Source organism: Burkholderia sp. D-99 (assembly GCF_011605345.1).
In the GTDB taxonomy this organism is placed as follows: Bacteria; Pseudomonadota; Gammaproteobacteria; order Burkholderiales; family Burkholderiaceae; genus Burkholderia.
The window spans coordinates 117,377-139,546 of sequence record NZ_JAAOXM010000013.1 but is presented as its reverse complement, the minus strand read 5'-3'; the positions used below and the strand labels follow the sequence as shown (position 1 = coordinate 139,546).

Annotated in this window: 17 protein-coding genes; 1 reads left to right on the top strand and 16 read right to left on the bottom strand. The window is 65.6% G+C overall.

What is annotated here, in order from left to right:
- Positions 1-40 precede the first annotated feature (40 nt).
- Positions 41-1,078: an agmatine/peptidylarginine deiminase gene (locus tag HAV18_RS32750; RefSeq protein WP_166964237.1), complete on the bottom strand. Its 1,038-nt coding sequence runs from the start codon at positions 1,076-1,078 to the stop codon at positions 41-43.
- Between the two features lie 101 nt (positions 1,079-1,179).
- Here HAV18_RS32750 and HAV18_RS32745 point away from each other — a divergent pair, with 101 nt between their 5' ends.
- Complete coding sequence (locus tag HAV18_RS32745) at positions 1,180-2,109, top strand: LysR family transcriptional regulator (protein ID WP_166964235.1); 930 nt, start codon at positions 1,180-1,182, stop codon at positions 2,107-2,109.
- A 95-nt stretch (positions 2,110-2,204) separates the two neighbouring features.
- On the opposite strand, the gene HAV18_RS32740 is transcribed toward HAV18_RS32745, so the two are convergent.
- From HAV18_RS32740 to cysT, 15 genes are all read right to left on the bottom strand, one after another.
- On the bottom strand, positions 2,205-3,509 hold the full coding sequence (locus tag HAV18_RS32740) for an MFS family transporter (protein WP_166964233.1): 1,305 nt from the start codon (positions 3,507-3,509) through the stop codon (positions 2,205-2,207).
- Between the two features lie 232 nt (positions 3,510-3,741).
- Positions 3,742-5,421 (bottom strand): SpoVR family protein, encoded by a 1,680-nt coding sequence (locus HAV18_RS32735; RefSeq protein WP_166964231.1) that lies wholly within the window; start codon positions 5,419-5,421, stop codon positions 3,742-3,744.
- Positions 5,418-6,686 carry a YeaH/YhbH family protein gene (locus HAV18_RS32730; protein WP_166964229.1) on the bottom strand — a complete coding sequence of 423 codons (1,269 nt, stop codon included), beginning with the start codon at positions 6,684-6,686 and terminating at the stop codon, positions 5,418-5,420. The genes HAV18_RS32735 and HAV18_RS32730 overlap by 4 nt, the downstream gene beginning before the upstream one ends.
- Before the next feature lie 125 nt (positions 6,687-6,811).
- Positions 6,812-8,734 carry a PrkA family serine protein kinase gene (locus tag HAV18_RS32725; protein WP_166964227.1) on the bottom strand — a complete coding sequence of 641 codons (1,923 nt, stop codon included), beginning with the start codon at positions 8,732-8,734 and terminating at the stop codon, positions 6,812-6,814.
- Between the two features lie 550 nt (positions 8,735-9,284).
- Positions 9,285-11,051 carry a methyl-accepting chemotaxis protein gene (locus HAV18_RS32720; protein WP_166964225.1) on the bottom strand — a complete coding sequence of 589 codons (1,767 nt, stop codon included), beginning with the start codon at positions 11,049-11,051 and terminating at the stop codon, positions 9,285-9,287.
- Positions 11,052-11,304: 253 nt separating this feature from the next.
- Positions 11,305-12,234, bottom strand: coding sequence for a ribokinase (rbsK, locus tag HAV18_RS32715; protein WP_166964223.1), 930 nt, complete (start codon positions 12,232-12,234; stop codon positions 11,305-11,307).
- Positions 12,231-13,262, bottom strand: coding sequence for a LacI family DNA-binding transcriptional regulator (locus tag HAV18_RS32710; RefSeq protein ID WP_166964221.1), 1,032 nt, complete (start codon positions 13,260-13,262; stop codon positions 12,231-12,233). Before HAV18_RS32710 ends, rbsK begins: the two co-directional genes overlap by 4 nt.
- 35 nt (positions 13,263-13,297) lie before the next feature.
- Entirely contained in the window at positions 13,298-14,317 is a 1,020-nt protein-coding gene (locus tag HAV18_RS32705; protein ID WP_166964219.1) for an ABC transporter permease, read from the bottom strand.
- The gene (locus HAV18_RS32700; protein WP_166964217.1) at positions 14,314-15,927 is read right to left on the bottom strand and encodes a sugar ABC transporter ATP-binding protein; all 1,614 of its coding nucleotides are present in this window, start codon (positions 15,925-15,927) and stop codon (positions 14,314-14,316) included. The genes HAV18_RS32705 and HAV18_RS32700 overlap by 4 nt, the downstream gene beginning before the upstream one ends.
- Positions 15,928-16,073: 146 nt before the next feature.
- Positions 16,074-17,024 carry a sugar ABC transporter substrate-binding protein gene (locus HAV18_RS32695; RefSeq protein WP_166964215.1) on the bottom strand — a complete coding sequence of 317 codons (951 nt, stop codon included), beginning with the start codon at positions 17,022-17,024 and terminating at the stop codon, positions 16,074-16,076.
- A gap of 277 nt (positions 17,025-17,301) precedes the next feature.
- Positions 17,302-17,688, bottom strand: a complete 387-nt coding sequence (locus tag HAV18_RS32690; RefSeq protein WP_166964213.1) for a DUF805 domain-containing protein — start codon at positions 17,686-17,688, stop codon at positions 17,302-17,304.
- A 531-nt stretch (positions 17,689-18,219) separates the two neighbouring features.
- Positions 18,220-19,146, bottom strand: coding sequence for a CysB family HTH-type transcriptional regulator (locus HAV18_RS32685; protein ID WP_011351897.1), 927 nt, complete (start codon positions 19,144-19,146; stop codon positions 18,220-18,222).
- A 75-nt stretch (positions 19,147-19,221) separates the two neighbouring features.
- Positions 19,222-20,280: a sulfate/molybdate ABC transporter ATP-binding protein gene (locus HAV18_RS32680; protein WP_027787478.1), complete on the bottom strand. Its 1,059-nt coding sequence runs from the start codon at positions 20,278-20,280 to the stop codon at positions 19,222-19,224.
- 13 nt (positions 20,281-20,293) lie between these two features.
- Positions 20,294-21,244, bottom strand: coding sequence for a sulfate ABC transporter permease subunit CysW (gene cysW / locus HAV18_RS32675; protein ID WP_166964211.1), 951 nt, complete (start codon positions 21,242-21,244; stop codon positions 20,294-20,296).
- Positions 21,241-22,134 carry a sulfate ABC transporter permease subunit CysT gene (gene cysT, locus HAV18_RS32670; protein ID WP_166964209.1) on the bottom strand — a complete coding sequence of 298 codons (894 nt, stop codon included), beginning with the start codon at positions 22,132-22,134 and terminating at the stop codon, positions 21,241-21,243. The genes cysW and cysT overlap by 4 nt, the downstream gene beginning before the upstream one ends.
- Between the last annotated feature and the right edge of the window lie 36 nt (positions 22,135-22,170).

Below are 22,170 nucleotides of genomic sequence, written 5' to 3'. Positions count from 1 at the left end.
TGCTCCTCGGTGGAACCGGAAACCGCTGACGGGACGTCGCTCAGTTCGCGACGGACGGCTGCTGCTGCGTCGAACAGTGGATGCTGCCGCCGCCGATCGACAGCGTCGGGATCGGCAGCATCTCCACATTGCGCCCGGGGAACGCGCGACCGAATACCTCGCGCGCGGCCTGATCCTGCTCGACGCCGAACGCGGACACGATCACCGCGCCGTTCACCAGAATGTAGTTCGCATAGCAATCGCAGTAGCGCTCGGAGCCGAAGCGTTCGCTGACGATCGGCGACGGCAGGTCGAGCAGCTCGAAACGGCGCCCCGCCGCATCGGTCGCGAGTTCCAGCGCGCGACGGTTTTCCCGCATCACATGAAAATAGTCGCCCTGCTCCGGCAGCGCGGTCTGGCACAGCATCCGGCCGGGTGCGATGAACGACGCGATGCCGTCCACGTGCCCGTTCGTCTCCACTTCGTCGGGATTGCCCGGCAGCCACACGATCTTCTCGACGCCCAGCATGCGGCGCAGCTCCGCCTCGATCTCCGCGCGGCTGAGGTGCGGATTGCGATTGGGATGCAGCAGGCAACTCTCGGTGGTGACCAGCGTGCCCTGTCCGTCGACATAAAACGAGCCGCCCTCCAGCACCATGTGCGAATTGAAGATCTCCGCACCGGCCGCGCGCGCGATATCCTGTCCGGCCTGCTGGCAGCCGTCGTACGGCTGGTACTTCTCACCCCAGCAGTTGAAGCGGAACACGGCCGCGCCCAGCCCGCGCTGTTCGCTCGTGAGGAAGATCGGCCCGCAATCGCGCAGCCAGTTGTCCTCGGCCGCGACCGGCAGCACGTCCACGCTCGCGCCAACCCGCTCGCGCGCGGCATCGGCCTGGCTGTGATGCACGGCCACCACGCAGCGCTGGTAGCGGGCGATCGTCCGCGCGACCAGCGCGAATTCGCGGCACACCTGCGCGTAATGGCTCCCCCACAGCTCCTCGCGATTGTCGAGAACCGGCCATCCGAGCCACGTGGCATCCATGGATTCCCATTCGGCGGGCATCCGGTAACCGCGCTGGCGAGCATCAAAGCGACCCATCGTTCAACCTCCGTTGTGATTGATGGCCGATTGTGCGTCAGGTTAAACTTGATGAATATTGATATTTTTTGGCTTCATTGATCAATTAACCTCATACCTCGATGCAACGTGTTCCGTCCCTGAAGCTCCTGATCGGCTTTGAAGCCGCGGCCCGGCTGGGTAATTTCTCGCGCGCGGCCGACGAGCTCCACCTGTCGCAATCGGCGGTCAGCCATCAGATCCAGCAGCTCGAAGCGCAACTCGGGCAACCGCTGTTCCGCCGGCGCGGCCGCGGCGTCGAGCTGACCATCGCCGGCGAGGTCCTGCAGCGCAGCGTGCAGCGCGCGATGGACACGTTGCGCGGCGGGCTCGACCGCATCGCGACCTACCTGAACTCGGGGCTCGTCGTGCTCGTGTGTCCCGCGCCGTTGCTGCACGGCTGGCTGCAGCCGCGCCTCGAGCAGTTGCAGCAGGTCCTGCCCGACCTGTGCCCGCTGCTGTCGACCGACGAAACCGCGCGCTACGTCGACGAGATCGACGTCGACATGACGATCGGCATGCGGCCGATGCTGCAGCCCGGCCTGCTCGATATCCCGTTCATGCGGGACGAATGGGTGACGGTGTGCGCGACCCCGCTGGCGGAGCAACTCGACCGCGTGACGCGCGACGAGCATCCGCAGCATGCGGGGCTCATCTGCCTCGAAGCCAGCCTGACCGACGAGCGCCTGGCGACGGTGTTCCGCGAGCGGCTGTCGGCGTTCCGGATGCATGCGATCTACGACGACCAGCGGCTCGTGCTGGACGCCGTGCTGCGCGGCCGCGGCATCGCCTGCCTGCCGCGCCTCGTTGCGCAGGCGAGCATCGACCAGCGCGCGCTTACCGTGCTCGCCGACTACCCGCGATTGCCCGGCACCACGTGGTGGCTGTCACGCATGGAAGGCCCGTCGCGCTCGCCGATCGTCGAGCGGATGTTCGAATGGCTGGTCGAGCAAGGCAGCTTGTCGAGCGCATCCGCCCCGGCGCGCGACCCTGCGCCGCCTCCCCCCGCGTAATCGCACGCCGCAAAAAAAACGTCCCGCCGGCTGGCGGGACGTTCGTCAAGATGCAAATGCACGCAATGCGCACCATATGCGCAATGTGCAGCCGATCACGGCTCGTGACGCAGATACCCTTCCTTGCTCGGATCGCGCATCTGCCACGACACGAGCAGCGAGATCGCGCACAGCACGGTCACGTACCAGTAGAAGGTTTCCTCGCTGCCGATCGACTTGAACCACAGCGCGACGTACTCGGCCGAGCCGCCGAAGATCGCGTTCGCGACCGCATACGACAGGCCGACACCCATCGCACGCACTTCCGGCGGGAACATCTCGGCCTTGATCAGCCCGCTGATCGACGTGTAGAAGCTGACGATCGCGAGCGCGACCGTGATCAGCACGAACGCGGCCACCGGGCTCGTCACGTCCTTCAGCGCATGCATCAGCGGCACCGTGCCGATCACCGCGAACGCGCCGAACAGGATCATCGACGTGCGGCGGCCGATCTTGTCGGACAGCGCGCCGAACACCGGCTGCATCAGCATGTAGACGAGCAGCGCGACGGTCATCACGTTGCTGGCCGTCTTCGCATGCATGCCGGCCGTGTTCACGAGGTACTTCTGCATGTACGTCGTGAACGTGTAGAAGATCAGCGAGCCGCCGGCGGTGAAGCCGACCACCGTGAAGAACGCCCCCTTGTGCTGCCACACGCCGCGGATCGTGCCGGCATTTTTCTTGTCGCGCGATGTGGACGTCGACGTCTCGTCGAGCGACTTGCGCAGGTACAGCGAGATCAGCGCGGCCGCCGCGCCGACCACGAACGGAATGCGCCAGCCCCACGCCTTCAGTTCGTCGGCCGACAGCGTCTGCTGCAGGATCACGAGCACGAGCAGCGCGCACAGCTGGCCGCCGATCAGCGTCACGTACTGGAACGACGCGAAGAAGCCGCGGCGGCCCTTCAGCGCCACCTCGCTCATGTAGGTCGCGCTCGTGCCGTACTCGCCGCCCACCGACAGCCCCTGGAACAGCCGCGCGACCAGCAGCAGCGCCGGCGCGAGCGCGCCGATCTGCGCATAGGTCGGCAGCACCGCGATCACGAGCGAGCCGCCGCACATCATCAGCACCGAGATCATCATCGCGTTGCGCCGGCCGTGGCGGTCGGCGATGCGGCCGAACAGCCAGCCGCCGATCGGACGCATCAGGAAGCCCGCCGCGAACACGCCCGCCGTGTTCAGCAGCTGCGTCGTCGTGTTGCCGCTCGGGAAAAACGCCGGCGCGAAGTACAGCGCGCAGAACGAGTAGATGTAGAAGTCGAACCACTCGACGAGGTTGCCCGACGAGGCGCCGACAATGGCGAACACGCGCCGCCGGGTGTCATGCGCGGACAGCGCAGCTTGGTCGGTCTGGACGTCCATGGATTGGTCTGTTCCTTATAGTGCTTTCTGGGCGAGACGGCCGGGGCCGCCGCGTGCGATCGAACGTGGCACCGGTTCCGGCGCACGGCGCTACGGGATTTTAGCGAAATGTAAAGTAACAGGCTCTCCGGGTTCGTCCGGATGTAGAAAATTTTTCTCCTGCCACGTGTTCGTCATATGAAAACGCCAGCCCGCAGGCTGGCGTCCGATGCAAACTTTCCGCAGGCGACGTTCAGATGCGCACCTCCGGCGGTACGTAGCGGCACTCGTAGCGCTTGCGCACGGTGCCGGCCTCGTCGACGCTTTCCAGGAACACGTCGAATTGCCAGAGCCGCGCCATGTGCTTGAGCACCTCGTCGCTGTCGTTCGACAGGTGGCGGTTGTCGGTCATGAAGTGGCGCAGCGTGAGACTGCGGTCGCCGCGCGTGTTCACCGCCCACACCTGGATGTTCGGCTCGCGGTGATGGATGTCGTACTGCCTCGACAGTGCCTGTCGCACGTACTGGTAGCCCGAATCGTCGTGGATCGCCGACACCTCGAGCGAATCGCGCATGTCGTCGTCGAGCACCGAGAAGAGCCGCATGTCGCGGATCAGGCTCGGCGACAGGTACTGCGCGATGAAGCTCTCGTCCTTGAAGTTGCGCATCGCGTAGTGCATCGCCGGCAGCCACGGGGTGCCCGCGATCTCCGGAAACCACTTGTAGTCTTCCTCCGTCGGCGCTTCGCAGATCCGCCGGATGTCGCTCATCATCGAAAACCCGAGCGCATACGGGTTGATCCCGCTGTAGTACGGCTTCGTGACGGGCGGCTGGTAGACCACGTTGCTGTGCGAATGCAGGAACTCCATCATGAAGCTGTCTTCCAGCTTCCCTTGGTTGTACAGCGTATTCAGCAGCGTGTAGTGCCAGAATGTCGCCCAGCCTTCGTTCATCACCTGCGTCTGCCGCTGCGGATAGAAATACTGGCCGATCTTGCGCACGATGCGGATCACTTCCCGCTCCCACGGTTCGAGCAGCGGCGCATTCTTTTCCGCGAAATACAGCAGGTTCTCCTGCGGCTCGGGCGGATAGCGGTCTTCCTGTTCTTCCATCAGCTCGGGCTTCTTGCCCGGCAGCGTGCGCCACAGTTCGTTCACCTGCGACTGCAGGTACGCCTCGCGTTCGCGCCGCAGCGCGGACTCCTTCGACAGCGAAGGCTTCTGCGGCCGCTTGTAGCGGTCGACGCCGTAGTTCATCAGTGCATGGCACGAATCGAGCAGTTCCTCGACGCGATCGAGGCCGTAGCGCTCCTCGCATTCCGCGACGTAGTTCTTCGCGTACACGAGATAGTCGATGATCGCGTGCGCGTCGGTCCACAGCCGGAACAGGTAGTTGCCCTTGAAGAACGAGTTGTGCCCGTACGCCGCGTGCGCGATGACGAGCGCCTGCATCGTCATCGTGTTCTCTTCCATCAGATACGCGATGCACGGGTTCGAGTTGATGACGATTTCGTACGCGAGCCCCATCTGGCCGCGGCGGTAGCTCTTCTCGGTCGACAGGAAGTGCTTGCCGAACGACCAGTGACGGTAGTTCACGGGCATCCCGACCGACGCATACGCGTCCATCATCTGCTCGGCGCTGATCAGTTCGAGCTGGATCGGGTAGATGTCGAGCTCGTATTGTTCGGCAACCTGCGAGATGTGCGTGTCGTATTCCTCGAGCAGTTCGAACGTCCAGTCGGACGGGCACGGCAACGGCTTGCGTTCGGCAACGTTCATACGCGCTTCCTTTTGCCCTGGACCGGGCAAGTCGGCGGCCGGCGGCGGCGGTTCGGCCTGCCCGCGTTGCTGCGATGCGGCAGAGCCGGCCGTGTCGTCACCGGAAGGGCGCGGCGCATAGCCGCGCGACTCGTTGTGCAGATGGCGGGTCGTCATGACATTTCCACCTGCTTTTCGAACAATTCGCGAAACACCGGGTAAATGTCGGCGGCCGACTCCGCTTTTTTCATCGCGAGATGCGGCTGCGACAGGGCCAGTTGCGCGTATTCCAGCCACAGGTTCTGCTCTTCCGGCGCGACCTGGATATACGCGAAGTAACGCGTCTTCGTGAGGATATCCTCTTCCAGGATTTTGCGACACTTCGGCGAATCGTCGGTCCAGTTGTCGCCGTCGGACGCCTGCGCACCGTAGATGTTCCACTCGGTCGGCGAGTAGCGCTCGTTCATCACCTTGCGCATCAGCTCGAGCGCACTCGACACCACCGTGCCGCCGCTTTCGGTCGAATGGAAGAAGGTGTCCTCGTCGACTTCCTCGGCACGCGTGTGGTGACGGATGAACACCACCTCGATGCGCTCGTAGTTACGCTTGAGGAACAGGTAAAGCAGGATGAAGAAGCGCTTCGACAGATCCTTGCGCTGCTCGTCCATCGAGCCCGACACGTCCATCAGGCAGAACATCACGGCCTGGCTCGAAGGTTGCGGCTGCTTCACGCGGTTGATGTAGCGCAGGTCGAACGGATCGATGAACGGAATCCGCCAGATGCGCCCCTTCAGGTGATGGATCTCGGCCTCGAGCACCGCGATCTCCGCGCGCCGGTCTTCCGGATCGCTCTTCATCGCGTCGAGCTGCGCCTCGAGCTCGCGCAGCTCGTTGACGAGCGGCGAGCCGAGCGCGATGCGACGCCCGAGTGCGCTGCGCAGCGAACGCACGACATCGATGTTGTTCGGCGTGCCTTCCGCCGACCAGCCCGCGCGCACGTTCTTCCAGCTCGGCACCGTCAGCAGGTGCGTCTTCACGAGGCGCGGCAGTTCGAGATCGTCGAAGAAATACTGCATGAACTCGTCGCGCGACAATTCGAACACGAAGTCGTCCTGCCCTTCGCCCTCGTTGCTCGCCTGACTGCCACCGCCGCCCGAGCCGCCCTGCGGGCGCGGGATCTTGTCGCCGCGCACGTAGTCCTCGTTGCCGGGGTGCACGTATTCGCGACGCCCGCCCGGCCCGTGCCGGAAATTCGGCTCGGCGATGTCCTTGCGCGGGATCGTGATGCTCTGCGTGCTCTGGATATCCTTGATGCTACGATCGCGCACCGCGTCCGACACGGCACGACGAATGTAGTTCTTGACGCGACGCAGAAAGCGTTCGCGGTTGGCGATACTCTTGTTCTTGCCGGCCAGCCTGCGGTCGATGATTTGATGAAGCACTGCCGGTCTCCCGCTCGAAAGTCGATATGCCGGGACGCTCGCCGCACATGCCGTCTCCCGTCAAGCGGGCGGCGTCTCTGAAGTTGCCCGTACGGACTCGCCGTACGGGCGCGGTACCACGCGCGTCATGACGACTTGCGCACGCGCAGGTACCAGTCGCAAAGCAGCCTCACCTGCTTCGGCGTATAGCCCTTCGCGACCATCCGGTTCACAAAGTCCTCATGCTTGCGCTGCTCCTCCGCCGAACCCTTTGCGTTGAACGAAATCACCGGCAACAGTTCCTCGGTATTCGAGAACATCTTCTTCTCGATCACGACGCGCAACTTCTCGTAGCTCGTCCACACGGGGTTCTTGCCGGCATTCGCCGCCCGTGCACGCAACACGAAGTTCACGATCTCGTTGCGGTAATCCTTCGGATTACTGATGCCGGCCGGCTTCTCGATCTTCTCCAGCTCCGCGTTCAGCGCGGCGCGGTCGAAGCTCTCGCCCGTATCGTGATCGCGGAATTCCTGGTCCTGGATCCAGAAGTCCGCATACGTGACGTAGCGGTCGAAGATGTTCTGGCCGTACTCCGAATACGACTCGAGGTAGGCCGTCTGGATCTCCTTGCCGATGAATTCCGCGTAGCGCGACGCGAGCACGTCCTTCACGAAGGACAGGTACTTCTGCTCGGTTTCCGGCGGGAACTGCTCGCGTTCGATCTGCTGTTCGAGCACGTACATCAGGTGCACGGGGTTGGCCGCGACCTCGCTCGAATCGAAGTTGAACACGCGCGACAGGATCTTGAACGCGAAGCGTGTCGACACGCCCGTCATCCCTTCGTCCACGCCCGCGTAGTCGCGGTATTCCTGGTACGACTTCGCCTTTGGATCGGTGTCCTTGAGATTTTCGCCGTCATACACCTGCATCTTCGAGAACAGGCTCGAATTCTCCGGCTCGTGCAGGCGCGACAGCACCGAGAACTGCGACATCATCTTCAGCGTGCCCGGTGCGCAGACGGCCTCGGCCAGCGACGAGTTGCGGATCAGCTTCTCGTAGATCTTGGTCTCTTCCGAGACGCGCAGGCAGTACGGCACCTTCACGACAAAGATCCGGTCGAGCAGTGCCTCGTTGTTGCGGTTGTTGCGGAACGCCTTCCACTCCGACTCGTTCGAGTGCGCGAGGATGATCCCGTCGAACGGAATCGCGCCGAAGCCCTCGGTGCCCTTGAAGTTGCCTTCCTGCGTGGCGGTGAGCAGCGGGTGCAACACCTTGATCGGCGCCTTGAACATTTCGACGAATTCGAGCAGGCCCTGGTTCGCGAGGCACAGGCCACCCGAGTAGCTGTACGCGTCGGCGTCGTCCTGCGCATACTGTTCGAGCTTGCGGATATCGACCTTGCCGACCAGCGACGAGATGTCCTGATTGTTCTCGTCACCCGGCTCCGTCTTCGCGATGCCGACCTGCCGCAAGATCGACGGATAGCGACGCACCACGCGGAACTGGCGGATGTCGCCGTTGTATTCGTGCAGGCGCTTGACGGCCCACGGACTCAGGATGTTTTTCAGGTAGCGGCGCGGAATGCCGTACTGTTCCTCGAGGATCGGGCCGTCTTCGTCGTAGTCGAACAGCCCGAGCGGCGATTCGTTGACGGGCGAACCCTTCAGCGAATAGAACGGCACGCGCTCCATCAGTTGCTTCAGACGCTCGGCGATCGACGACTTGCCGCCGCCCACCGGGCCAAGCAGATAGAGGATCTGCTTCTTCTCTTCGAGCCCTTGCGCAGCGTGACGGAAGTATGCGACCACCTGCTCGATCACTTCCTCCATTCCGTAGAACTCACGGAATGCGGGATAGACCTTGATGACCTTGTTCGCAAAGATCCGCGACAGGCGCGGGTCGTTGCGGGTATCGATGTGTTCAGGTTCCCCGATTGCTGCCAGCATGCGTTCACCAGCCGTCGCGTACGCGGATGGATCGTTCTTGCAGAGCGCGAGATACTCCTCCAGCGAGAGCTCTTCCTCTCGCGTTTTTTCGAAGCGGTTCGCGAAGCTGCTGTAAATATCCATGCTACCTCCCTCGCCTGAGTCTGAAGACGTGCCTGCCTTCGTACGACTGCGCAGAAGCAAGCTCGTTCGAATTCATCCTAAACCCTTTCTTATTTTTTTTCACGAACTCTTCGTATGAAGTTCGTCATTCTCGGCAACACCGCTTGGACAACGCATTTCGTCGTTTTACAATCGATCTCCCGAGCCGCAGAAACTGCATCCGTCGCGTCTCGTCGAACAACGGAACGTCTTGTGCGTTGGACACATCCGACGTCGCCACTTCCCCCTTCATCCCTATACGTTCGAGCCGCTGTTTACGACGACACGTTGCGTGCGCCGTTACAAATTTTTTTCGCAGTGCCCTTACGGAGATACCCGTACAACGGATGCGGGAACTTCACACGCACCTATACGCGCATCCGTCGATGCAGGTCGCTCGACGCACGCGACAATGCGTGATCGTCATTCGTGCACATCGCCTGTCACATTTTTCCAGCGCAGAAACGACGACGCCCGCATGTCGCGGGCGTCGTTCTCAACCAAATGGGGATAGATGCGCGGCACGCGCGAATCAGAAGGTTTCCCAGTCGTCCGCGCCGGTGGTAGCCGCAGCCTGCGCGGGCGCAGCAGAGGCAGCGACGGGCTTGCGCACCGGTGCCACCGTGGCGGCGCGCTTCGGCGGTGCATCGCGATCGTCGCGCACGGCAGCCTGGACGGGCGCGGCAACCGCTGCCGTGGGCGCACGCGGCGCGTGACGCACCGCAAGCTGAGCCGCGGCACCCGCGCGTGACGTGTCGTCGTCGAGCTGGAATACCGCTGCTGTTTCACGCAGGCGCCCGGCCTGTTCGTCGAGCGACTGCGCGGCGGCCGCGGCTTCCTCGACGAGCGCCGCGTTCTGCTGCGTGACCTCGTCCATCTGCGCGACCGCGCGCGCCACCTGGTCGATCCCGCCGCTCTGCTCCTCGGACGCCGCCGCGATCTCGCCCATGATGTCCGTCACGCGCTGCACCGCGCCGATCACGTCGCTCATCGTGCGCCCCGCTTCATCGACCAGCGTGGAACCCGACCGGATGCGCTCCACCGACGCGTCGATCAGCACCTTGATCTCCTTGGCTGCGGTCGACGAACGCTGGGCCAGGCTGCGTACCTCGCCCGCGACGACCGCGAAACCGCGGCCTTCCTCGCCTGCCCGTGCGGCTTCGACTGCTGCATTCAGCGCAAGAATGTTGGTCTGGAACGCGATTCCCTCAATGATCGCGATGATGTCCGCGATCTTCGCCGAGCTGTCGTTGATCTCGCCCATCGTGCCGACCACCTGGCCGACCACCGTATTGCCCTTGTTTGCAATCTCCGACGCATTCGCGGCCAGCGAACTGGCCTGGCGTGCATTGTCCGCGTTCTGTTTCACGGTGCCGGTCAGCTGTTCCATGCTCGATGCGGTTTCCTGCAGCGCCGCGGCCTGCTCCTCGGTGCGCGACGACAGGTCGATGTTGCCGGCCGCAATCTGGCGCGCCGCGGTCGCAATCGACTCGCTGCCGCCGCGCACGGTGCGCACCGTGTCGACGAGCCCGCGCTGCATCTTGCCGAGGCCCTCGAGAAGCTGGCCCATCTCGTCATGCCGGTCCACGACGATCGGCCGGCGCAGGTCGCCGGCAGCGATTGCGTCAAAATGCGAGAGCGCGTCGGCAATCGGGCGGCCGATCGCGCGACTCAGCGTCAGCCACGACACCACCGCGGCGCCGAAGCCGGCCACCAGCGTGACGATCGCGAGCACGCGCAGCGTGTCGTACACCGATTCCGCGTGGTCGAAGCCGGTTTGCGCGTCACTGAACTGGAAGTTGCGCAGCGCCTCGCTCGACGTCGCGAGGTCGTTGTAGCGCGCCTGGAGCTGCTTGGCACCGTCGCCGATCCGGTCGGCCTGATTCGCCCCGATCACGCTCGCAAACGCGTCGCACTCGTGCTGCAACGCCTGCCGCTTCGCGGCGACGTCCTGTGCGAGCCGGTCTTCCTCCGGGCCGCGCGGCAACGCGAGGTACTTCTGCCACCACGCGTCGGACTGCGCCCGCATCGCGCGGCTTCGCTCCACGGCCGCCGCCGCGTCGGGCGTGGCGGCCAGGAGTGCCGCACGGTCGAGCGCCAGGCGTTCGCGCGCAGCGTAGATTTCGGCGACCGAGACGTCGACCGCGCTTGGCATCTGGTTCGTGAAGATATCACGCGTCGTGTCGTTCGCACGCGTCATGCCGTACAAGCCGAGCACGCCGACCACACCCAGGAGCACCGCCAGAAACGCCATCGTGAGACCGATGCGCGCACGAATCGTCAGGTTTTTGAACACCATCATCCTTCCTGTGTTGCGTCGTGATGGACGGGACGGGCCCGTCGCTTCGAAGCATTGCTTCGCTCGATACATTTACGACAGTGCACCGCACAACTTGATGGTGTTTCCGCTATTTTTTCGAATTATTCGTCTGTTTATTACAAACAGCTAAATGAAAATGCGTGTTTCGGCGTGTGCTGGAGGCAAGGCGATGGAAGGCCCTCCGCGGCCGGCCGTCGTTTGCGACGAACCGGCTGCGATGCGTGATCAGGCCCTATCCGGCCAGTTCGGCAAGCGTTGGAATCGACGGTTGCGCGCCCGCTCGCGTGACCGACAGTGCCGCTGCGCGTTGCGCGAAGCGGATCGCCGTATCGACGTCCGCGCCGGCTGCGAGCCGCGCGGAAAAACCGCCGATGAAGGTATCGCCGGCCGCCGTCGTGTCGACGGCCTGCACGGCTGGCGCCGGATAATGCCGCGCGGCGCCATCGGCCGTCAGCGCAAGCACACCGCGCGCACCCAGCGTAACCAGCACGTTGCGTGCGCCGCCTGCCTGCAGCGCGCGCGCTGCCGCTTCCGCCTCCGCCGGGTCGCGCACCGGCAGCGCGGTCAGCGCGGCTGCCTCGACCTCGTTCGGGATCAGGTAATCGACGAGCGGCAGCCAGCCGTCCGGCAGCGGCGCGACGGCCGGGGCCGGATTGAGCACCACCGTGCGGCCGAGCCTGCGCCCGGCCGACAGCGCCGCGAACACCGCGTCCGGCGGCGTCTCGAGCTGGCAGATCACGACATCGGCCGACGCCAGTGCGGCCTCGTGCCGTGCAACCGCATCGGTCGTGACCTCACCGTTGCCGCCCGCGACGATCACGATCGCGTTCTGGCTCGCATCGTCGACGACGATCAGCGCGACGCCGGTCGACGCCGACGCACTCGTCGCGAGCCCCGCGCAGTCGATCCCCTCGGCTTCCAGGCCCGTGCGCAGTGCCGCGCCGTGCGCATCCGCGCCGACGCAGCCAATCATCGCGACCTGCGCGCCGAGCCGAGCGGCCGCGACGGCCTGGTTGCCGCCCTTACCGCCCGCCGCCTGCGCGAACGCGTGTCCCGCCAGCGTTTCGCCGGGCAGCGGCAGACGCGGCGCACGCACGACGAGATCCATGTTGAGGCTGCCGACCACCGTCACGCGGCCGGAGCCCGGTGCAGGCGCCGTCATGCGCGACCGCCGGAGGCCGGCGGCTCGCGGTAGACCGCCGTCGATTCACGCAGCACGAGACGCGGCGACACGACGCGCCGCCGGCTCGGCACGGCCGTCGAACCGCCACCGATCCGCTCGATCAAGGTCTGCGCGGCCATTTCGCCGAGCGCACGCACCGACTGGCCGACCGTCGACAGTGCCGGATACGTGTAGCGGGAGAATTCGATGTCGTCGAATCCGATGATCGAACAGTCGTCGGGCACGCGCATGCCGCGCTCGGCCGCCGCGCGCAGCGCGCCGACACCCATCAGGTCGTTGCCCGCGAAGATCGCGCTTGGCCGCACCGTTTCGAACAGCCGCGACGCCGCGTGATAACCGCCGAGGCACGAGAAGTCGCTTTCCGCGATCGCGCCCGGCACGATGTCGACGCCGCGCTCGGCCATCGCTCGGATGAAGCCGTGCACGCGCATCGCGCTGACCGCCGTGTCGGTCGGCCCGGTGATGCAGCCGATCTTCGCGTGCCCGAGCTCGAGCAGATGGCGCGTCGCCAGGTACGCGCCGCGCTCGTGGTCGATCTGCACGAGGTCGGCCGCGAGCCCCTCGATGTTGCGATCGACGACGACGAGCGGCGCATGGATGTCCGCGAGCGTCTGCGCGAGCACCGCATCCTCGCCGGCGGACGCGACGATCAGCCCGTCGATGCGCTTTTCCTGCAGCACGCGCAGGTAACTGCGCTGCTTCACGGGATCATCGTCCGAGTTGCAGAAGAACACGCAATAGCCATTGGCCGCGCACTGATCCTCGATGCCGCGCGCAAGCTCCGCGAAGTACGGATTCGTGCTGTTCGGCACGACGAGGCCGATGGTCGCCGTCGCACGCGCCTTCAGCGAGCGTGCCACGGCCGACGGCACGTAATTCAGCTCGCGGATTGCGCCCTCGACCTTCGCACGCACATCCGCGGACACCGGCCGCGAATTGTTCACCACGTGCGAGACGGTCGTAAACGACACGCCCGCCATGGCCGCCACATCCTTGATCGTCGCCATTTCCCGTTTCTCTCTGGTCTGTTCTGTCTGTCTTTCTACCGCACGCGCGAGCGCCGGCTGCGATACGTATCGAGCACGACCGCCACCACGATCACCGCGCCGGTGATGATCCGTTTCGTCGGCTCGTTCGCGCCGATCTGCGCCAGCCCCGCGGCCAGCACGGAGATGATCAACACGCCAAAGAACGTGCTGATCACCGAGCCGCGCCCGCCCATCAGGCTCGTGCCGCCGATCACGACGGCGGCGATCACCTGCAGTTCGAGGCCGACGCCCGCGTTCGGGTCGGCCGCCTCGAGCCGCGAAATCTGGAACAGCGACGCAAGCCCCGCGAACGCGCCCATCAATGCGAATACGAGAATTTTATACGGCCTCGGGTTAACCCCCGCAAGTCGGACCGCTTCTTCGTTCGTGCCGATCCCGACGAGATAGCGTCCGAACACGGTGCGCGTCAGCACGAACTGGGCCGCGATCATCACCGCGACCGCGATCAGGAATGCCGGCGAGATGCCGAGCGCGATCGGGTTCGACAGGAAATCGAACGCGTCGCCGATATAGGCCGTGCGCGAATTCGTCAGCTGGTACGCGAGGCCGCGCGCGGCCTCCAGCACGCCGAGCGACACGATGAACGACGGGATCCTCCAGCCGACCGTGACCGCGCCCGTCAGCGCGCCCGTGGCGGTCGCGACCGCGATGCCGATCAGCGCGGCCGGCAGCGGCCCCCACTGCCATTTCAATGCGGCGACGCTGACCATCGACGCGGCGAGCGCGAGCACCGAACCGACCGACAGGTCGATCCCGGCGATGATCAGCACGAAGGTCATCCCGACCGACATCACGACGAGATCGGGAATCTGGTTCGCGATCGTGCTGAACGTATCGTAGGTCAGGAAATGCGAGCTCAGCACCGAAAACAGCGCGATCATCGCGGCAAGCGCACCGGCGAGCCCGAGATAGTTCGACAGGCCGAGCCGCGTGCCGGACAGCATGCGCGCACGGCGCCCCGTCACGTCCTGCTGCGCGCCTGCATCGGTCGGGGATACGGGAGGCTGGGTCATTGCTGTCGTCCTGTCGTCGAAGTGCCCGGAGCGGCGCCTGGCGCCTGCCCCGCGGCCGGATGCTGCGCGCCGCCCGGCAGCGTCTCGCGGCCGAAGCCGGCGAACGCCGCGGCCAGCAGCGCATCCTGGGTCCAGTTGCCGCGCTCGAACACGGCGGTCATGCGGCCGGCCGACATCACGCCGATCCGGTCGCAGATCAGCATCAGCTCGCGCAGGTCGCTCGACACGACGACGAGCGCGCGGCCTTCACGCGCGAGCGCACCCATCAAAGTGTAGATCTCGAACTTCGCGCCAACGTCGATCCCGCGCGTCGGTTCGTCGAACAACAGTACGCCCATGTCGCGCGCGAGCCAGCGGCCGATCACGACCTTCTGCTGGTTGCCGCCCGACAGCTCGCCGACCGTCTGCGCCGCGCCGTGCGTGCGGATCCGCAGCGCGTCGATCTGCTGCTCGGCGAGCGCCGTTTCACGCGCGCGGTCGACGATGCCGCCGCGCGCGAGCCGGTCGAGCTGGCCGAGCGACACGTTCGCGGTGATCGACTGCGTGAGCAACAGCCCTTCGCCCTTGCGATCCTCGGTGATCAGCGCAATGCCGTGCTTCACCGCCTCGACGGGCGAACCGATCCGTACCGGCTTCGGCGGCTGGCCGATCGCGATCGTCCCCGCATCCGGCGCATCCGCGCCGTAGATCAGCCGCAGCAATTCGGTGCGCCCCGCGCCGATCAGCCCGGAGATGCCGAAAATCTCGCCCGCGCCCACTTCGAGCGACACGTCCCGCACGGCCCCGCCGCGCGAGAGGCCCGACACGACGAGCCGCGGCGCGCCGATACGACGCTCGCCGAGATCGATCTGCTCGCCGATCTCGCGCCCGACCATCAGCGTGACGAGCCCGTCCGACGTCGTCGCCGCCATGTCGCCCGCGTGAACGAGCCGGCCGTCGCGCAGCACCGCAACGCGCTCGGCGACCCGCGCGAGTTCCTCGAGCCGGTGCGAGATGTAGACGATCGCGACCCCGCGCGCCTTCAGCCGATCGATCTGCTCGAACAGCAGCTCGACTTCACGCGCCGTCAGCATCGCGGTCGGTTCGTCGAGAATCAGTACGCGGCAGTCGCCGATCAGGTTGCGCGCGATCTCGACCATCTGCTGGTGGCCGATGCCGAGCGCGCCCACCGGCGTATCGGGATCGACCGTGTCGAGCCCGACCTGCGCCATCGCGACCCGCGCGTCCTCACGCAGCCGCGCGCGATCGATGATCCCGAAGCGCCGCGGCAGGCGGTTCAGGAACAGGTTTTCGGCGACGGTCAGCGTCGGCAGCAGGTTCAGCTCCTGCATCACCATGCGCACGCCGAGCGCCTCGGCCTGCGTGCGACTGGCCGGTGCATACGCGTGGCCGCCCAGCTGCATCGTGCCGGCGGTCGGCTCGACGAGCCCGCCGATGATCTTCGACAGCGTGCTCTTGCCCGCGCCGTTCTCGCCCGTCAGCGCGAGCGCCTGGCCCGCCGCCAGCGTCAGCGTGACGTCGGCGAGCACGGGCTCGGCATAGGTCTTGCCAATGCCGGATACGGACAGCACGGGGGTGGCTGAACGGGAGGGTTGGAAGGTCGGGTCCATCGCGATCCTGGTTGCGGCCGCGCGCACGCGGCGCGCGGGTGTGACGCTCACAAGTGCATGTGCATGCAGTGGCCGTGATCGCGCTCACCCCGGGATAACGGCCGCCGCGCCAAATTCTTGAGGACGGCGGCCGCATCGCGGCTGCGTCACTTCGTCACGAGATCCACCGGCGTCTCGACCACGCCCGACATGTCGGCCTGCTTGCGATGCTCGGCGATCGCCTTGAGCGCCGTGTCGATGCCGAACACGGCCTGCTTCGCCGCGTACTGATCGGCGGTCGCGAGCACGCGGCCGTCCTTCAGCATCGGCTTGATCGCGTTGATGTTGTCGTATCCGACCACGAGCACCTTGCCCTGCTTGCCGGCCGCGCGCACGGCCGACACGGCGCCGATCGCCATGTTGTCGTTGCCGCACAGCAGCGCCTTCAGGTTCGGGTATTCGTTGAGCATCGCGGCAGCGACCGCATTGCCCTTGTCGATCTCCCATTCGCCGGACTGCACCGACACGACCTTCATCCCGCCCGCCTTCATCGCGTCCTGGAAGCCGGCCGTGCGCTGCTGCGCATTGGTCGTCGTCGACACGCCTTCGACGATGCCGACCTGGTCGCCCGCCTTCAGCCGCTTCGCAAGGTAATCGCCGATCTTGCGTGCGCCCTTGCGGTTGTCCGGGCCGACGAACGGCACGTTCAGGTTCTTCGACTTCAGCACGTCAGGATCGAGCCGGTTGTCGATGTTCACGACGATGATGCCGGCGTCGACCGCCTTCTTCACGACCGGCACGAGCGCCTTCGAATCGGCCGGCGCGAGCACGATCGCGTCGACCTTCGACACGATCATCTGCTCGACGATGCGGATCTGGTTCGCGGTGTCGGTCTCGTCCTTGATGCCGTTGGTGATCAGGTCGAACTGGCTCGCGTTGTGTTTCTGGTATTCCTTCGCGCCCGTTTCCATCGTCAGGAAGAACTCGTTGGCGAGCGACTTCATCACGAGCGCAACCTTCGGCTTGGCTGCGGATTGCGCGTGGACGGCCGGTGCGGCGGCGACCGCGACGGCTGCAAGCGCGGCGGTCAGGAAGCGACGGCGAAAGAGAACATTCATACACATCTCCTGGCGACTGGCCCCAAGGGCCGGACGATTGTTTGGCTGTTGTTTTAATGTGAGCAAACGTTTGCGCCACACTACCCGGGCAATGGCCATCGATGCTGCTGTCGGTACCACGGAATGGAAGCGAGGCAGACGGCCGACTGCCTGACGCGTGCTGTCGTTTACGCGTCGCCGCCGGCGAGAAGCCGGCGGAGTGAGGGCTATGCTGTACCGATTCGCGTCGGCGCGCAACCTGTCTGAACAATATTTAAGGGTTTATTCGGAGCGCGCGTCACGCCGGGTCCTGCGGCGCCGGCTCGTCTTCATCGGCTGACGGCGGCTCGCCGAATCGGTTCGCATGCGGCGTGCCGGCAATGAAGCCGTTCATCACGAACAACGCGAGCGCGCCGGCGATCGGAACGAACAGCAACAGCATCCACCATCCGGACTTGTCGATGTCGTGCAGCCGCTTCACACCGACCGCAATCGATGACCATCCCGCGACGACAGCGATGACGACGAGAACCAGTATCGCCAGCAACGGCAGATCGTCATCCGGCGAGCCGCGCGAACCGGCATCGAAAAACGCGCTGAGCAAAGCGGAAACCAGCGCGTAGATCCACCACGGCAGGCGCCCGATCCGGCCTTCGAAGGAAAAGAGAAACCATTTCAGATTCATTGTTTACCTCTTCGTCACGCGTGTTGCGTGCTGCGCGCCATGTCGCCGAGTGTGTCGGAACAGGCGTTCCGCGTGCATGGTTTCGTGAATGCGAACGGGCTGTGGGTAACGCGCTCCGCACTTCGTTCCGGCGTTGCGCATGGTGTCGTTGATGCGGGCCTGCCGGTCAGGATGGCGGCCCAAGGGCCGCCTCGACACCTGTCAGCCTGCATTCACGCGCATTGAATCACATCTGAGGAGAAACGGGTCGTCCGGTATGGCGGATGGCAGAACCCGAAACGAGGCGCTCGAGCGTGCCGCGTCGATTTCGTGCTGGCAGGCGAGCGCATGTCGCGCGCCGTATGTGGTGATGAATCGGACTGGAAACCGCGACTGCGGCCGGTGATTCGGTGATTCGGTGATTCGATGATTCGATGATTCGGACAACCAAGGCGGCGGCAGATCGCCTGCCGCTGCCCGATGCACGACAACACGCGCAGGTACGTTGCGTCATCCGCAGTGATGGCGCGGATGACGCACGACGCGCCGTCGTCAAACGGCTTCGCGCAACATCCCCGCGATTTCCGCTTCGTTCAGGTGCGGCGCAAACATCTCGATCAGCCGGTACGCATACGCGCGCAGGAACGCGCCCTTGCGCAGCCCGACCCGCGTCGTGCTCGCCTCGAAAAGGTGCTGCGTATCGAGCGCGACGAGCCCGGTGTCGCGCTGCGGATCGTAGGCCATCGCAGCGACCACGCCGATCCCCATCCCCAGCTCGACGTAGGTCTTGATCACGTCCGCGTCGATCGCGGTCAGCACGACATCGGGCACGGCGCCCGCCTGCGTGAACGCCTGGTCGATGTGCGAGCGGCCCGTGAAGTCCTGGTCGTACGTGATGATCGGGTACTCGGCGATTTCCTCGAGCGTCAGGTTCTCGCGGCCGACGAGCGGATGGCCCTTCGGTACGACGACCGTGTGGTGCCACGAATAGCACGGGAACGTGACGATGTCCGGATAGCGGTCGAGCGCTTCGGTCGAGATGCCGAGATCGGCCTCTCCGTTCAGGATCATCTGCGCGATCTGCTGCGGGCTGCCCTGGCGCAGCGCGAGATGCACCTTCGGGAACACGTCGGTGAACTGACGGATCACCTTCGGCAGCGCGTAGCGCGCTTGCGTGTGCGTCGTCGCGACGACGAGGTGGCCGCTGTCCTGGTCGGCGAACTGGCGCGCGACGCGGCGCAGGTTCTCGGCATCGAGCAGCATCCGCTCGATCAGCTGGTGCACGGCCTTGCCGGGCTCCGTGAGCCCCGTCAGCCGCTTGCCGCGCCGGATGAAGATGTCGACGCCCAGCTCATCTTCGAGATCCTTGATCTGCTTCGACACGCCCGACTGCGACGTGTACAGCACGTTCGCGACTTCCGTCAGGTTCATGTTCTGGCGCACCGCTTCGCGCACGAACCGCAATTGCTGAAAATTCATGGGTATGCCTCTTAGGCTGTCGTTGTTTGATTGTCTGATCGGAGCGCGTTCCGCCCCCTGCCCTGCATTCTGTCGTCAACGCGCGGGAAACACACGCACCGCGCGCGGCACCGCCGTCGCACCATCGCCGACCTGCAGCGACAGCGCACGCCATGCGTCGCGATCGAGTTCCGCCTCGAGCGCGCCGCCTGCGCGCGCCTCGAGCTCCACCCGCACCGAACCACCGAGCGGAATCACGCGGCGCACGTCCACCGCGATACCGTCGCGGTGCCCTTCGCCCGCCGGCCACAGCTGCAGGTCGTGCGGCCGCACGTAGGCGTTCGCAGGGCCCGCGAAATCGGCGTCGACCTCGATCGGTGCAGCCGCGCCCTCGGCGACGAAGCCGCGCCCGGCGACCGTGCCCGGCAGCCGGTTCGCCGCGCCGAGAAACTCGTACACGAACGCGCTCTGCGGATGATCGTAGACGTCCTGCGGGCTGCCGACCTGCTCGACGTGGCCGCGGTTCAGCACGACGATGCGGTCCGCGACTTCCAGCGCCTCCTCCTGGTCGTGCGTGACGAAGATCGTCGAGATGTGCAGGTCGTCGTGCAGGCGACGCAGCCAGCCGCGCAGCTCCTTGCGGACCTTCGCGTCGAGCGCGCCGAACGGTTCGTCGAGCAGCAGCACCTTCGGCTCGACCGCGAGCGCGCGGGCGAGCGCGATGCGCTGGCGCTGGCCGCCCGACAGCTCGGACGGATAACGCTGCGCGAGCCAGTCGAGCTGCACGAGCTTCAGCAGCTCGTGCACCTTGTCGCGGATCGCGCTTTCCGACGGCCGCTCGCGGCGCGGCTTCACGCGCAGCCCGAACGCGACGTTCTCGAATACCGTCATGTGGCGAAACAATGCGTAGTGCTGGAACACGAACCCGACCTGGCGATCGCGCGCGCCGACCGACGCGACGTCGAGCCCCTGCAGCACGACCTGGCCGGCATCCGCGTGCTCGAGGCCCGCGATCACGCGCAGCAGCGTGGTCTTGCCGCAGCCGGACGGCCCGAGCAGCGCGACCAGTTCGCCGGGCGGGAAGTCGAGCGACACGTTGTCGAGCGCCGTGAAATCGCCGAAGCGCTTCTGAAGGTTACGGACGGTGATACCCATTCTGGTTGCCTCTTTACGATTTCGACGAAACGGCGGCGACGGGGCCGGCATGTGCGGGAACGGTGTCGCGCGCGCCGGCCAGCTCGGCGGCGAGATGGCGCTCGGCGAGCAGCTTCAGCGCGAGCGTGACGAGCGCGAGCAGCGCCAGTACCGACGCCACGGCGAAGGCCGCCGCGAAGTTGTATTCGTTGTACAGGATCTCGACGTGCAGCGGCATCGTGTCGGTCACGCCGCGGATGTGGCCCGACACGACCGACACCGCGCCGAACTCGCCCATCGCGCGCGCGTTGCACAGGATCACGCCGTACAGCAGGCCCCACCTCACGTTCGGCAGCGTCACGCGGCGGAAGATCTGCCAGCCCGATGCGCCGAGCACGCGCGCGGCCTCTTCCTCGTCGGTGCCCTGCGCCTGCATCAGCGGAATCAGCTCGCGCGCGACGAACGGGAACGTGACGAAGATCGTCGCGAGCACGATGCCAGGCACGGCGAAGATGATCTGTACGTCGTGATCCTGCAGCCACGGACCGAACCAGCCCTGTGCGCCGAACAGCAGCACGTATACGAGGCCCGAGATCACCGGCGACACGGAGAACGGCAGGTCGATCAGCGTCGTCAGCAGCGCCTTGCCGCGGAATTCGAATTTCGCGATCGCCCACGATGCGCATACGCCGAACACGAGGTTCAGCGGCACGGCGATCGCGGCGACGGTCAGCGTCAGCTTGATCGCCGACCACGCATCGGGATCGGCCAGCGATTCGAGATAGAAGCCGACGCCTTTTCTCAACGCCTCGACGAACACCGCGGCAAGCGGCACGACGAGGAAGAACGCAAGGAACGCCAGCGCGATGCCCGTGAGCAGCCAGCGCACGACGCGCGACTCGCTGACGGGGTCGAGCCGCTTCGCGGCGCGCCCTTGCGCGGCCGAAGACGGGGTTTTCAGCACGACGGTGGCCTCCTGGCTCATTGCTGGCCTCCTGCTGCGACGGCGATGACGGTGGCGGGCGCGGGACCGCTCGCGCCCTTGCTCGTGCGGCGCTGCAGATACCACTGCAGCGTGTTGATCAGCAACAGCATCAGGAACGACACCACGAGCATCACGACCGCCAGCGCGGTCGCGCCCGCGTAGTCGTACTGCTCGAGCTTCGTGATGATGAGCAGCGACGTGATCTCGGATTTCATCGGCACGTTGCCGGCGATGAAGATCACCGATCCGTATTCGCCGAGCGCGCGCGCGAACGCGAGCGCGAAACCGGTGAGGAGCGCCGGCAGCACGGCCGGCAGCACGACGCGGCGGAACGTCAGCCAGCGCGACGCGCCGAGGCATGCGGCGGCCTCTTCCTGCTCGCGCTCGAAATCCTCGAGCACCGGCTGCACCGTGCGCACGACGAACGGCAGCCCGATGAAGGTGAGCGCGACCAGCACGCCAGCCGGCGTGAACGCGATCTTGATACCGAGCGGCGCGAGATACTGGCCGACCCAGCCGTTGGTCGCGTAGACGGCCGCGAGCGAAATGCCGGCGACCGAGGTCGGCAGCGCGAACGGCAGGTCGACGATCGCATCGACGAGGCGCTTGAACGGGAACGTGTAGCGCACGAGCACCCACGCGACGAGGAAGCCGAACACGGCGTTGATCAGCGCGCCGCCGAGCGCGGACGTGAACGTCAGCCGGTACGACGCGAGCACGCGCGGCGACGTGACGGCGGTGACGAACTGGTCCCACGACAGCGTCGCGGTCTTCAGGAACGTGGCAGCGAGCGGTATCAGCACCACGAGGCTCAAATAGGCCACCGTGATGCCTAGCGTCACGCCGAAACCGGGCAGCGCGCTCGGCTTGCGAAAGGTGTACGTCGTCATCGGATGCTCTTGCTGGGTCGATGCTGCTCATGGGTC